This window comes from Streptomyces sp. NPDC028711 (genome assembly GCF_055565415.1).
Genome location: NZ_JBVHUJ010000004.1, coordinates 141,541 through 155,558 on the forward strand (window position 1 = coordinate 141,541; position 14,018 = coordinate 155,558).

Genomic DNA, 14,018 nt, shown 5'->3' on the forward strand with positions numbered 1-14,018 from the left:
CACCCCGCCATTGAAACTGACGAACCGTCAGATGGGAAGCCCCCGGGGCGACGGACGAACCGTCGCCCCGGGGGCTTCCCGGACAGGGGGTGCGGTCAGCCGGCGACCGCCCCCGTGGCCCGGGTCCACGCCACGCCGGAGACGTGACCGGTCCGGTACGCGGTCACCCGCACGGTGATCCGCGTCCCGCGCTGCGCGTTCGTCAGCGTGAACCAGCTCTTCGTGGCCCCGGTGACCGCCCGCCCGTTCGCGTACCACTGGTACGCGTACGAGGTCGGTGCCGGCGTCCACGTACCCCTGTTCAGGGTGAGCGTCCGCCCCACCTTGACCGTGCCCGTGAGGTACGGCGCGGTCGTCGCCTTCGGCGCGAGGCCCGTGGCGACGGTGTACCCGGCGGTCGTGTACGCCCCGCTCAGGTGCCCGGTGCGGTGGGCGGTGACGGTCACGGTGAGCTTCTTGCCGAGGACCCCGGCGGTCGGCGTGTACGCGTAGCCCGTCGCCCCGGAGATCGCGACACCGTTCGCCCGCCACTGATAGGCGTACGAGGTCGGCGCGGGCGCCCAGGTGCCGACGACGGCGGTCACCCTGCCGCCGACACGGGCGGTGCCGGAGAGGTAGGGCACCCGCGACGGCTTCGGCGCGACGCCCTTCACGACCACCGACCCGCTGCCCGCGGTGAGGGTCGGATGCCCGGGCTTCCGCGCGATCACGGCCACCGACAGCTGCTTGCCCTGGAGCGTGGACGGAATCGTGTACGTGGAGGCCGTGGCCCCCGCGATCGCGACCCCGTTGGCCCGCCACTGGTACGCGAGCGAGTCCACCGGCAGCGACCACGACCCGGCCCTCGCCGTCATCTTCCCGCCGACGACGGCCGTACCCGAGATGCCGGGTGCGGCGGTGTTGCGGAGGGCGGTGACGACGGTGACGTTCGCGCGCTGGTACTCGTACCCGTAGTGCGTGAACACGCTCACGCCCAGCGACCCGAGCGGGGCGTTCGTCAGGTCCAGGGCTACCGTCATGCTCCGCCGGTCGGTGGCGACGGAGACCGTGGTGGACCGGGCGCGGAAGCTCCCGCCGTACACCTCGATCCGGTCGGTCTCACGCAGCGCGGTGCCGGTGAGCGTCATCGTGACCTTGCCCTTGCCCACCGTGCCGGGGCTGACGGTGCCGACGGTCCGCTCGTCGAGACCGCAGACCGGCTGTTCGCACGCGAACGTGGCCCGCACGGCGGTCGAGGACTGCGCCGGCTGCTCGGGCAGACCGATGACGAGCGTGGTCGGCTTGGCCTCCTTGGGGGAGGAGCGCGAGAGGGAGCAGGCGTAGGTGTCGCCCTCGCTGGTGTACGAGCCGCGGCAGAGGTTCACCAGACTCGACCGGTCGTACAGCCAGGGCGTCGGGGACTGCTCGAAGGTGCCCGCGGGGGTGAACGTCAGGCCGAAGCGGTCGCCCGAGGCGGTCGGCAGGACGGCGCAGATCGCGGTCTTCTGCTCGGAAAGGGTGGCGGTCAGCGGACCGAAGCCGTAACTGACGTTCGGGACCTTGACACACTCGGGCGCCGGACCGGCCGCCGTGCCGATGCGCAGGGCGTCGAAACGGTAGGTGGGAGTGGCGGCCTCGACCTGCGGGACCTGGACGAGGACCTGGTAGCGGGTGGAGCCGGTGACGGCGCAGCCCGACGCCCAGTAGTCGCAGGCCGCGTCGCCGGTCGGGCCGTACGCCACCACCAGCTCGGCGCCGCCCAGTGCGTCGCGCACGTTCAGATGCAGGGTGTCCCCGGTGGCGGCCGTGGTCACCTGGTGGCACGCGAACGCGCCGGGCGCGGCCGGGACACCGGCGACGGACGGGCCGCCGACGGCCTTGGCGGGGGTGCTGACGCAGCCACGCGCGGCGGCGGTCACGTCCCGGCGGGTCAGGGCGAACTCGGCGGGGACATCACTGCCCCGGACGAGGACGGTGTACGCGGCACCGGGCCGCAGCTCGCAGACGTTCCAGCCACCGTCGTAGCGATCCACGGCACACGTGGGCTCGCCGTTCGCGGCGAAGACGGTGAACTCGGGCCTCCCTGCGCCCGAGACCGTCTGGATCTGCACGAGCTCGCGCGTGCTGTGTGCGTCCGCCGGAATGGCCAGACAGTCCGTGAAGACGCCCGCGCCGGTCTTCACGCTCATCCTGGTCGGGTTCGCGGTGAAGTCGCCGGCGAGGAAGGAACGACAGGCGCTCGGCGTGTCCGTGCGATGGACGACGAGCCGGTACTCCTCCCCGGCCGCCGTCGAGCCGTACCGGCCCATGACGATCAGCCGGTACGGGGCGGCGCCGCCGAGGGCGCAGTGGCCGTCCCTGAGCCGCTCGTCGTCGCAGACGGTGGTGCCGTGCGCGTCGACAGCGGAGAGGGCCGTCTCGTACTCGGTCGTCACGGCGGCCACGTGGGCGCCCTGCGGCACCGGCAGGTTCACGCAGTCGATCGCACCGGCCGCGCCGAAAGCGCCCTGGTGCGTGGTGCCGACCTGGAGGCCGTCCGCGCAGCCCTCGGAGGAGGCGCGGTCCAGGATCCGTACGGCCTTGTCGGTCACCAGGGTGTACGGGGTGCCCGCGGTGAGGGCGCAGGGCTCCCCTTCGTACTGCATGCAGACGGTGGTGCCGTCCGCCGCGTACACCTCGGCCGTGTATCCCCCACCGGACCCGTCGACGCTCCGCAGTTCGTAACGGCTGGTCGCCGAGGGAGTGAAGATCCTGCACCCGGTGTGCGGCGCGGCCTCGGTGGGTGCGCTGCCGTAGGCGTTCACCGGTGCGGCGACGCAGCCGGCGGGGTTCGACAGGCGCCGGACCTTCAGGGTGTACGAGGTGGGCGAGCCGTCCTGGGCGTCGTCGACGATGGCGAGCACGCGGTAGCCGCCTGAGCCCTCGGGCAGGACGCAGCCGTCGTTCTCGCCGTCGTACCGATAGGGGCAGAGGTTCCTGCCGGTGTCGTCGGTGATCCAGTTGCGGTCCGAGTGGGTGTCGGAGCGCCGGAGATCGACGGTGACGCGCTCGCCGGGGGCGGCGGTGAAGGAGTGGCAGACGACGCCCAGCCTGCCGACGCCCTCGCCGACTGCCAGGGGCGTGTCGTAACCGGTACCGGGGACGGCCGGGCACCCGGGAGCGGCCGTCAGCCGGACGACCGAGACGCGGTGCTCCCTGGTGGTCCAGTCGCTGCTGGAAAGCTTGAGCGTGTACGTGCCGACGGCGAGTTCGCACCAGGTCGCGTAGTCCACCCGCTCGCAGCCGACCGTCGTCTCACCTGAGGTGAGCGTCGGGTGCAGGACGTTGTCCTGGTCGAGAAGGATCCGGTGGACGCCGGGCTGCTCGACGGTCACCGTGAAGCAGGCGGTGCCGCGCGGCTCCACCGTGACCGTGCCGATCACGGTGCCACCGAGCGGCGCGACCGCGAGGGACGGACAGGGGTCGGTGCTGGGGGATGTGGAGGGCGTCGGCGCGGCCGGCGGCGTCGGGTCCGTCGTGGGATCCGGCGCCGGGTCCGTCGTCGACGGTTCCGGCGCGGGTGCCGCGCTCGCCGACGGTGGCGGCGGCGTCGCCGCCAGCGCCGTCCCCGTAGGCAGCAGCGGCCCCATGAGGGCCGTCAGCAGGGCGGGAACCAGAAGCAGAGATCTTCCGGATCTTCGGGACTTTTCGCGCGAGCGCGCGGAGTTGGGCATTCCGTTCCCCCCGGAGCGGCAGTGTGTGGCATAGGCGCGACACACCCTAAGGCCCAGGTGGGACAGCCCCCGCTACCGCCCCTCGTACCGCGCCTCCCGCCGCTCCACGAAGCTCGCCACCCCCTCCCGCGCGTCCCTCGTCGTCATGTTCAGCTCCTGCGCCGTCGCCTCCGCCGCGAAGGCGGTGGAACGGTCGACGTCCAGGGACGCGTTCACCAGCTGCTTCGTGAGCGCGAGCGCCCGCGTCGGGCCCCGGGCGAGGCGCTCCGCCCATTCCCGGGCGGTCTTCGCCAGGTCCTCCGCCGGGACGACCCGGTTCACCAGGCCCAGTTCCTTCGCCTCCGCCGCCCCCACCGCGTCACCGAAGAACATCAGCTCCTTCGCCCGCTGCGGCCCGATCAGCCGGGGGAGGAGATACGCCCCGCCCCCGTCCGGGACGAGCCCCCGTCGTACGAACACCTCGATGAACCGGGCCGACTCCGCCGCGAGCACCAGGTCGCACGCGAACGCCAGATGCGCGCCGATCCCCGCCGCCGTCCCGTTCACCGCCGCGATCACCGGCTTCTCGCAGTCCAGTACGGCTCCGATGAACCGCTGGGCCCCCCGCCGGATCGTGCGCGCCACGTCCCCGGCGATCTGCTCTCCCGCCGGCGCCGCCCCCCGCAGGTCCGCGCCCGCGCAGAAGCCGCGTCCCGTGGCCGTGACGACCACCGCCCGGACGTCCGGATCGGCGGACGCCCCGGCGAGCAGGGCGATGATCCGCTCCCGCTGGTCCCAGGTGACCGCGTTCATCGCCTCGGGGCGGTTGAGCGTGATCCACGAGACGCCGTTCTCGATGCCGTGGAGTACGTCGGACATGGCTCTCCTATCGGCAGACCGCCAGCGCGTCCAGGGCCACCGCGCCCTGCCCGCGCGGCAGCACCATCAGCGGGTTGATGTCCAGCTCGGCGAGGTCGCCGTCGAGTTCGAGGGCCATCCGCTGCACCCGAAGCACGACCTCCACCAGCGCGTCGACATCGGCCGGCGGGGCGCCCCGTACCCCGTCGAGGAGCGCCCGGCCCCGGAGCTCGGCGAGCATCGAACGGGCCTCCCGCTCACCGAACGGCGCGACGCGGACGGCCGTGTCGCCGAGGACCTCCACCAGGACCCCGCCGAGACCGACCGTCACCGTCGGACCGAACAGCTCGTCGCGGGTCACCCCCACCACCATCTCGACCCCGCGCCCCACCATCTGGCAGACCAGGACGCCGTCGAGGTCGACCGACTCGTAGCGGGCGATGTCGGTGAGCTCGCGGTACGCGTCCCGCACCTGGCTCGCCGACGTCAGCCCGACCTTCACCAGGCCCAGCTCCGTCTTGTGGGCGAGCTGCGCGCCCGAGGCCTTCATCACCACCGGGTAGCCGACGAGCCCGGCCGCCCGCACCGCCGCTGCCGCGCTCGTGACGAGCTGCTCGCGCGGCACCCGGATCCCGTACGCCCGCAGGAGCTGCTTCGCCGCGTGCTCGCTGAGCCGCCGGCCGGGCCGCATGAGGGCCCGCGCCTTGCGGAGGGACGGGGAGGGGGTGCGGGGTGCCTCGTCGAAGGGGGAGCGGTAGCCGGTGGTGAAGCGGTGGTGGTCGAGATAGGCCTTCACGGCCCCGATGCAGTTGGAGAACGTACGGAAGGTGGCGAGGCGCGAGGAGCCGAGCAGGGTCGTGCGGTACGCCTCCTCCGTCCCCACCGGCGAGCCCCAGACCACGCACACCAGCTTGTCCGTCGCCTCGGCCGCGTCGGCCAGGTCCTGGGCGAGCCTGTCGCTCATGGGCGGGAAGGGGCCGGTGATGGGGCAGATGAGCACGCCGACGGAGGGGTCGGCGAGGATCGCGTCGATGATCTTCCGGCCGCGCCAGTCGCCGACGGGGTGCCCGCCGTTGTCGACGGGGTTGGCGACGTTCAGGTACTCCGGTATCCACTGGTGGAGTTCGTCCTGCTTGGCCTCCGGGAGGGTGGGCAGCGGGAGGCCCGCCGCCGTGGCCAGGTCGGCGAAGTGGGCTCCCGTACCGCCGGAGATCGAGTAGACGACGACGCCCTCGGCGACCGGTTTCCGCGCGCGGGCGAGGAGCGTCGCGGTGTCCTGGAGCTGGTCGAGCCCGTCGACGCGGATGACCCCGAACTGGCGCATGGCCGCGTCGACGACCTGGTCGGCGCCGGTGAGCTTGCCGGTGTGAGAGGCGGCGGTACGGGCCCCGGCCTCGGTCCTTCCGACCTTCACGGCGACGACGGGGACGCCGTGGCGGGCCGCGCGGTCGGCGGCGAGGAGGAAGGAGCGGCCGTCCTTGAGCCCTTCGACGTAACAGGCGATGGCGCCGACCTCGGGCCGTCCGGCGAAGTACGAGAGGAAGTCGGCGGTCTCCAGGTCGGCCTCGTTTCCGGTGGGCGCCCAGTGGGAGAGGCGGACGCCGAGCTCCTGGAGGGTGAAGAGGGGCCGCCCCTGGTGGCCGGACTGGGTGATGAGCGCGACGGCGGGTCCTTCGAGGTCCTCGCGGAAGTGCTCGAAGGCGTTGAGGTTGGTGTTGGGGCCGAGGAGCCGGAGCCCGGAGCGGCGTACGGCGGCGGCGAGACGTTCCTGCGCGGCGGCGCCCGCCTCGCCCGTCTCGGCGAAGCCGGAGGCGAAGGCGACCGCGAACCTCACCTTGGCCGCGGCGAGTTCCTCGACGACGGGGAGCGGGTCGGCGACGAGGAGGACGGCGAGGTCGACGGGCTCGGTGAGCGCGCCGACGGAGGGCACGCAGTCGATCCCGAACACGCTGGTACGGGTCGGGTGGACGGGCACGATCCGGGCGCCGACCCGCTCGGCCCAGGCGAGCAGCTGCCGGGTGATCCCGGTGTGGGGCCGCCCCTCGGCGTCGGAGGCGCCGACGACGGCGACGGACTCGGGCCGGAAGAACCGGTCCAGGTCGGGCACGGGCGCGTACAGCGGGCGCCCGCTGACGTCCAGGTCGCCGGCGACGGCGGTGACGCCGTGCACGACGGTCCCCGCCGCCTCCCCGCAGGCGACCACGCGGGCGCGGAGATCGGTGGTGAAGGTGCCGTGTGTCGATCCAAGCATGGTTCCGCTCCACCCTTCGCCCATGACATGAGACCTGACGCCTAGTCAGGTTACAGAACTGACGGTCAGTCAGGAATAGGTGTGAAGCGGCCGGTGTGGGGCGCTCACCGCACCCCGCGCCCGTCCGAGGGTGGTGCGGGCCGGACGCCCCCCCGAGGTCCCTGGCGGAACGGATTCCCCGACGACGTACAACCCTTCGACAGGGCGGACCGTCCTACTCCCCAGACGACGCGACCGACCGCGTCCGACGACATCCGTTCGTTCTGGGGGACCACGTGACCCGTTCCACCCGCATCCGGGGGCGCCGTCGCGCCCTCGGAGCCGCCCTGGCCGTCCTCGCCTCCTCCGCCGCGCTCACCGCGGTCACGACGGCACCGGCCCGGGCCGCCGATGGTGCGCCGAAGCCCCGCGTCGTTTTCACCGAGTACAAGGACGTCGACGGCGTCCGCCACAGCACCATCGTCACGGTCAACGCCGACGGCACCGACCGGCGCACACTCGTGCCCACCGGCCCGGGGCTGACCAGGGCGGACATCAGCGGCGTCACCTACTCGCCCGACGGCCTGCGCATGGCCTTCATCAACAACGACGGCTACGGCGACATCTGGGTCGCCGACGCCGACGGCCGCAACGCGCGCCCCGTCCGCATGGACATCGACGAGCCGGACGGCTGGCTCGCCGGCCTCGACTGGACCCCTGACGGCAAGCAGCTCTACCTGAGCTTCGGGGTCAAGCCGGGTCACGACCGTCTGCGCATCATGCGGGTCAACCTCGACGGCAGCGGCCTCGGCTACGTCTTCGTCTCCCCCGAGCGGACCTGGGACGGTCAGGTCGACGTGGCCTGGGACGGGCGCATCACCTTCCTGCGCGGCAGCTCCGTCCACATGTGGGACCCGCGCGTGGGCGGCGCCCCGAAGCTCGTCACCTACGGTCTGCACCCGACGTTCTCGCCGAACGGCGAGCGGATCACCTTCTCGGCCTATGTCGGCGCCGCGTACGAGGTCCGCGCCCGCGTCCTGAGCAGCGGCAGCGAGTACTCCCTGTCCAAGGGAAAGAACGTTATGTTCCCCGAGTGGTCCCCGGACGGCTCCCAGGTCGCGTACATCTCCGGCGGCACGGAGCAACAGGCGACCGTCAGCAGCGCAACCGTTCCCGGCAGCACCCCCAAGATCCTCTCGGCCCCCGACACCACCGCCTCCGACCTCTCCTGGGTCACCCCGCGCGGCTGGAACCCCCACGGCACCTTCCGCCGCGACTACACCGGCGACGGCCGCGCCGACGCCCTGGCTCTGGACGCCGCAGGCGTCCTCTGGCGCTACGACGGCAACGGAACGGGCGCCCTCAAGCCCCCCGTGAAGATCGGCTGGGGCTGGAAGGGCTACCGCCTCACCGCCGCCGGCGACCTCAACGCCGACGGCCGCCCCGACGCCCTCGCGCAGGATGGCGCCGGTGGCCTCTGGCGGCTCGACGGGACGGCGGACGGCCGTTTCGCGGCGAAGGTGAAGATCGGCACAGGCTGGAAGGACCTCAGGCTCACCGGAGTGGGCGACCTGACGGGCGACGGCTTCCCGGACGTCCTGGCCACCGACCTCTCGGGCACCCTCTGGCAGTACGCGGGCAACGGCCGCGGCGGCCTCCAGACCCGCCAGAAGACGGGTCACGGCTACACCGGCTACCGCCTGACGGGCGTCGGCGCGGTCACGGCGGGCGGCTACCAGAACTACGTCGGCCAGACCCCGGCCGGGGACCTCTACCGCTACGAGAGGGGCGGCCGATCCAAGATCGGCCACGGCTGGAAGACCCTGCACCTGACGGGTGCGGGCGACCTGTCGGGCGACGGAGTGCCCGACGTCCTCGCCACCGACACCGCCGGCGCCCTGTGGCGCTACGACGGCGACGGCAAGGGCGGCCTTAAGACCCGGGTGCAGATCGGCCGGGGCTGGAAGGGCATCACCACGTTCTGATTCCCTCTCAGGGGTCAGCCTTTCCCAAGGATCAGCCCGTGCCCGCCCCCTGTGCCTTGGGGGTGGGCATCACTCCCGTCTCGCCTCGCGATCCGCAACGCCGTCCGGCACGCGATCCGCCTCGTGATCCCCGCCGGGTCAACGCGCGGGCTGGCGCGCGATCCGCCGCGCGATCTTCTCCGCGTCACGCGCCAGCTCCCGGAGCATCCCGCTGATCGGGTTCGTGAACCCCGTGAAGTACAGGCCGGGCGCCTCGCTCGGGCACCGCGCCCCGCTCACCACCGGCATCCCGCGCCCGTCGAGCACGTTCAGGTGGCCGAGGAGCGGCTCCAGGGCGCGCCGGTAGCCGGTCGCCGCGATCACCGCGTCCGGGGCGATCCGGCTGCCGTCCGCGAGGACGACCTCGCCGCCCTCGAAGGCCTCGACGGCGGCGACGATCTCGACCTTCCCGGCCCGTACGGCGTCGATCAGGCCCACGTCCTGCACGGGGACCGCGCCCTCGCGCTGGCGGGTGGCGAGGCCCTTCTCCGGCCGGGGCAGCCCGTACGCCGAGAGGTCCGGTGTAGCGAACCGGGCGAGCAGGGCGCCGAGGCGGTCGACGAAGGCCACGGGCAGCCGCCGGATCAGGATCGCCGAGCGCTGCGCGGGCCAGCCGGCCGTCGTGCGGCGCACGATGTGCGGGGCGGTGCGCACCGCGAGCCGTACCCGCCCCGCGCCGCCCTCGGCGAGGTCGGCGGCGATCTCGGCGCCGGTGTTGCCGATGCCGACGACGAGGACGTCCTTCCCGGCGTACGGCTCGGGGGCGCGGTAGGTCCTGGCGTGGCTGAGCTCGCCGGTGTACGCGTCACGGCCGGGCCAGTCGGGAAGGCGAGGGGTGTGGTTGTAGCCGGTGGCGACGACCACCGCGCGCCCGGTGAGGCGCCGCCCGCCGGTCGCGTGCAGGATCCAGTCCTCACCGGCCCGCTCGATACGGAACACCTCGACGCCCGTCACGATCTCGAGCTCGTGCTTCTCGGCGTACTTCTCCAGGTAGCGCACCACGTCCGCGCGGGCGACCCAGCGTCCGAAGGAGCGGGGTATCCGGAGCCCGGGGAGGGCGGAGAGCCGCCGCGTGGTGTGCAGCCGCAGCCGGTCGTAGTGGGTGCGCCAGGAGGCGCCGACGGCGTCGGATCTCTCCAGGACGACGGCCCGGACGCCTCGCGCGCGCAGGGCGGCGGCGACGGCGAGTCCGCCGGGCCCGCCGCCGATGACGTACACGGGGTGGACGGGCGGTTCATGGGGGGTGGTGACCATGAATGCTGAGCGTAATGACGTGTACACGTAGTGGGTCTCGACCAAGAGGGATTTCGGTTGCGAATCGGTCACGCGTGCCCGCCCCTTGCGCCCATGGCCGGCCCTGCGCTGAACTGACGTACCGTCAGATCCGGCTCGTCGAGGGGACAGGACACCATGCAGACCGTCTGGCTCACCGGCGCCGAATGGCTCGCCGTCCTCCGCATCGGCCTCGGCCTGTGGTGGCTGGAGAGCTGGCGCCACAAGGACAGGAAGGGCTGGTTCGAGCGCGGCACGGGCATCGCCTGGGCCGCCGACATCGCCGCCGGACACCGGTGGCCCCAGGTCGGGAAGGGTTTCGACGCGGTCGTCGCGCCCCGCCCCAGGCTCATGGCGTACGTCGTCGTCTACGCCGAACTCTGCGTCGGCCTCGGCCTGGTCACCGGCTTCCTCACCCCCGTCGCCCTCGCCGGCGGCCTCCTCCTCAACCTCCTCTACCTCGTCCTGATGATCCACGACTGGGCCGAGCAGGGGCAGAACGCGATGATGGCGCTGATCTCCCTCGTCGCCCTCCTCGCGATGTCCTGGCAGACCTGGTCCCTCGACTCCGCGATCGGACTCTTCGGATGACGGCCGCCGACCCCGACATCGACGCCTTCACCCGCCCGTACTGGGACGCCGCCGCCGAGGGTCACCTGCTGCTGCGCCACTGCGCTGCCTGCGACAGGACTCACCACTACCCGCGCGAGTTCTGCCCCCACTGCTGGAGCGAGGACGTCCGCTGGGAGCGGGCCGGCGGCCGGGCCACCCTCTACACCTGGTCGGTCGTCCACCGGAACGACCTCCCGCCCTTCGGCGAGCGCGTCCCGTACGTCGCGGCCGTCGTCGACCTCGCCGAGGGCCCGCGCATGATGACGCAGGTCGTCGGCGTGCCGGAGGACGACCTCCGGATCGGGATGGACCTGGAGGTCGCCTTCCGGACGGAGGGGGAGGTCACGGTCCCCGTCTTCGGGCGCCCGCGCTCAGAGGGCTGAGATGTTCCGCCAGAGGTGAGCGCGGTCGGAGGGGTTGCAGGTGTACGTCATCGCGAACGGAGGTCCGGTGATCAGGCAGTAGCCGCTGTTCACGTTCTTGATGGTCCGCCCGGCGGAGGTCGACGTGCCGATCTTCCAGGACTGGACGTCGGAGCCGTTGCAGGAGGCGACGGTGACGGTGGAGCTCGACGGCTGCAGGCACTTGCCGGAGATCTTGCTGATGAGGCGGAAGGTGCCGTTCGCGCCGGGGGAGTACGTCCAGGAGTAGGCGAGGTAACCACCGTTGGTGGGCTTGGAGCCGCACTCGTACGTGTCGACGAGGACGGCGTAGCCCGCGTCGTTCTCCGCCAGACAGTGACCGTTGGAGATGTTCTGCAGGGAGTACGTCCCCGAGGGCGCCGAGCCGCCGGTGGACGGCGGAGGGGGCGCGGGCTGCTGGGTCGTCGGGTCCGGCCGGGGAGCGGGACGGGTCGTCGTGCCGCCGCCGGAGGTGGTGGTGCTCGAACCGCCCCCGGATCCGCTGCCGGACCCACTGCCCGAGCCGCCATCGGGGACGGTGCCGGTGCCGCCCACGTCGCCACCGCCAACACCGCCGCCACCGCCGCCGTCGCCGGGCGGAGGCGGGACGGCGGGGGAGCTACCCGGCGGCTTCGAGCCCGGCGGCTTGGGCGACGGGGTCTTGGCGCCCGGCGTCTTCGCGGACGGCGACCCCGGCCCGGTCGAGGAGGGGATGTGCGCGGGCTGCGAGGCCACGCCGGACGGGGGAGCGGAGGAGGTCCCCGGGTTCGCGCCGAGGCGGCCGATCTCGTACGGGCCGAGGGCGACGGTCAGGGTGGTGCCCGTCGCCACGACGACGGGCACGGCGAGCATGACGAACCGGTTGCGCCGCCCCTGCCGCTTCCCGGGCGGCGCCTGCCCGGTGACAGCCAGGGGGTCGGGCGAGGCGGTCGCGGGCTCCCGGCCACCCTGCGGGGTGAGGGAGGCCGTCGCCACGTCCTTGGCCGGCTCGCTCAGCTCAAGCTCGGCGAGCTGCTCGGCCGTGGGCGCCCCGGCGGCGAACGTCGCCCGCTCCTCGATCCGCTCGCTGACGGCCGGCGGCCACACGACCCCGGCGGCCCGCTCCTCGGTGAGCCCGACGAGCTCCTCGGCGGTGGGCCGGTCCGCCGGGTCCTTGGCGAAACATTTCTGTACGAGCTCCGCGAGCTCGGGCTCGGTCTCCGCGAGCCGCCCGAAGTCGGGCTCGCCGTGGACGACCCGGTAGAGCAGGTCGGGGCCGGAGCCGTCACCGAAGGGAGGACGGCCGTTCGCCGCGTAGAGGAGGAGGCTGCCCAGAGCGAAGACGTCTGCGGCGCCGGTCAGCTGCCGGTCGGCGACGGCCTGCTCCGGCGCCATGTAGGCGGGGGTGCCGATGACCATGCCGGTCTTCGTGAGGCGGCTCTGGTCGGCGGCGCGGGCGACGCCGAAGTCGATGAGCGAGAGCCCGGAGGAGGTCAGCATGACGTTGGAGGGCTTGAGGTCGCGGTGCACCATGTCGGCGCCGTGCACGACACGCAGCCCGGCCGCCGCCCCGTGGAGGAGCCGCCACAGGGCCTCGCCGGGCAGCGGGCCGCCGTGCAGCCGGATCGCCTCGCTGAGGGTGATGCCCGGGATGAACTCGGTGGCGAACCAGGGCGGCTTCGCCGTGCGGTCGCTCGCGAGCAGCTTGGTGTTGGCACCGGCGGGCAGCCGGGCGAGGTTGTCGAGCTCGTGCCCGAAGTGGTTCAGGAAGTCCGTGTCCTCGGCGAGCACGGGAAGCACCCGCTTCACCGCCGCGAACGTGCCCGGCACGGCGCCGAGATAGACCCGCCCCATCCCCCCGGACCCGAGCACACCGAGCAGCCTGAACGCACCGATCTGCCGGGGGTCGCCCGACTCGAGCGGCATTGCCCCGCTGCCGCTCAAACTGTCCAGATGCGAATTGTTTTCCGGTTCCCCCTGCATGGGCGACACAGTAGCCGAGCGGGTCGACGATCTGAATGTAGGTCAAGTGGCTGGCGGGAAGGTGTGGTTGAGCTGGGTGTCGGGGCCGTCGGGAGTCCTGTTCACGCGGTGCGGGGCTGAGGCTCGGGCGGGGTACTCGGTGTGAACCGGCTTCGGGGGCCTCTGGTGCGGCCGCCCTCTTTCCGAGAGTCGCACCTTCCGTCACCGCGTCAAGGGCGCCTTCGGCGTCGCTGCGCGATGGGCTGCGCCCACCCTTGACCCGGTGACGGAAGGCGCGGAACGACTCTCGGAGGGCGGCCCGGGGGACGGGTCCTCGCGGGGGGCGGTGGCATTCAATTCGCCGTGGGCGCCTGCGGGTCAGAGCGAGGCCGGGCATCGCTCTGGTTGGTTTGTGGGGTGCGGCGGGGTGGGTGGGGGCTGGGTTCGCAGCGGGGGTCGGTGGGCCCGTCCCCGTCGGTTCGGGGTGCGCGGAAGTTGAATGGGGCGGTCCGGCTCGGCTCAGCGGGTCACGGCCGTCGGTTGGCGGGGCTTCAGGCCCCGCTGGTCATTCCCGGTGGGTGGAACGGGGCTTGGGGAGGTGCGTCCGGGGGCTAACGTGCTCCTACTCGCGGTAACTCCCCTGATTCGGCCTGTTTGGGGCTGGTTACCCCGAGTAGGAGCACGTTAGCCCCGGCTTGTGCTCCTTCGCGGACTTCCCACCCACTCAGACGGACCAGCGGGGCCTGAATCCCGGCCGACCGCGACCGCAAGACGCTGAGCGCCGTCCGGCTGCCCCATTCAACTTCCGCGCACCCCGAACCGAGGGGTACAGACGTACCCACCCCGGCTACGAACCCAGCCCCCACCCACCGGCCCGACAGGCGCCGTCCGACCCCGGTCACTGCCCGGGGCTCCGGTGACTCCGGCCCCCGGACCGCCCTCCGAGAGGTCTTTCGCTCCTGGAGGTGGTGGGTCAAGGGTGGAGCGCAGCGGAATCGGCGAAGCCGAC

8 protein-coding genes are annotated in these 14,018 nt (G+C 72.8%); 3 read left to right on the plus strand and 5 right to left on the minus strand.

Going from position 1 to position 14,018, the window contains the following annotated elements:
* Positions 1-95: 95 nt before the first annotated feature.
* From ACZ4VK_RS15075 to ACZ4VK_RS15085, 3 genes are all read right to left on the minus strand, one after another.
* Positions 96-3,401, minus strand: a complete 3,306-nt coding sequence (locus ACZ4VK_RS15075) for a hypothetical protein (protein ID WP_468352321.1) — start codon at positions 3,399-3,401, stop codon at positions 96-98.
* A 363-nt stretch (positions 3,402-3,764) separates the two neighbouring features.
* Complete coding sequence (locus tag ACZ4VK_RS15080) at positions 3,765-4,550, minus strand: enoyl-CoA hydratase/isomerase family protein (protein ID WP_468352323.1); 786 nt, start codon at positions 4,548-4,550, stop codon at positions 3,765-3,767.
* A gap of 7 nt (positions 4,551-4,557) precedes the next feature.
* Complete coding sequence (locus ACZ4VK_RS15085) at positions 4,558-6,780, minus strand: acetate--CoA ligase family protein (RefSeq protein ID WP_468352324.1); 2,223 nt, start codon at positions 6,778-6,780, stop codon at positions 4,558-4,560.
* A 275-nt stretch (positions 6,781-7,055) separates the two neighbouring features.
* Here ACZ4VK_RS15085 and ACZ4VK_RS15090 point away from each other — a divergent pair, with 275 nt between their 5' ends.
* On the plus strand, positions 7,056-8,744 hold the full coding sequence (locus ACZ4VK_RS15090; RefSeq protein ID WP_468352326.1) for an FG-GAP-like repeat-containing protein: 1,689 nt from the start codon (positions 7,056-7,058) through the stop codon (positions 8,742-8,744).
* A gap of 138 nt (positions 8,745-8,882) precedes the next feature.
* Here ACZ4VK_RS15090 and ACZ4VK_RS15095 read toward each other — a convergent pair whose 3' ends face one another.
* Entirely contained in the window at positions 8,883-10,037 is a 1,155-nt protein-coding gene (locus tag ACZ4VK_RS15095; RefSeq protein ID WP_468352328.1) for a flavin-containing monooxygenase, read from the minus strand.
* A 156-nt stretch (positions 10,038-10,193) separates the two neighbouring features.
* On the opposite strand from ACZ4VK_RS15095, the gene ACZ4VK_RS15100 reads away from it, so the two are divergent.
* Entirely contained in the window at positions 10,194-10,646 is a 453-nt protein-coding gene (locus ACZ4VK_RS15100; protein WP_468352330.1) for a DoxX family membrane protein, read from the plus strand.
* Positions 10,643-11,050 (plus strand): Zn-ribbon domain-containing OB-fold protein, encoded by a 408-nt coding sequence (locus ACZ4VK_RS15105; protein ID WP_468352332.1) that lies wholly within the window; start codon positions 10,643-10,645, stop codon positions 11,048-11,050. Before ACZ4VK_RS15100 ends, ACZ4VK_RS15105 begins: the two co-directional genes overlap by 4 nt.
* Here ACZ4VK_RS15105 and ACZ4VK_RS15110 read toward each other — a convergent pair.
* A complete protein-coding gene (locus ACZ4VK_RS15110) occupies positions 11,039-12,973 on the minus strand; it encodes a protein kinase domain-containing protein (RefSeq protein ID WP_468352334.1) in 1,935 nt (644 codons plus the stop codon). The genes ACZ4VK_RS15105 and ACZ4VK_RS15110 overlap by 12 nt on opposite strands.
* Positions 12,974-14,018 lie beyond the last annotated feature (1,045 nt).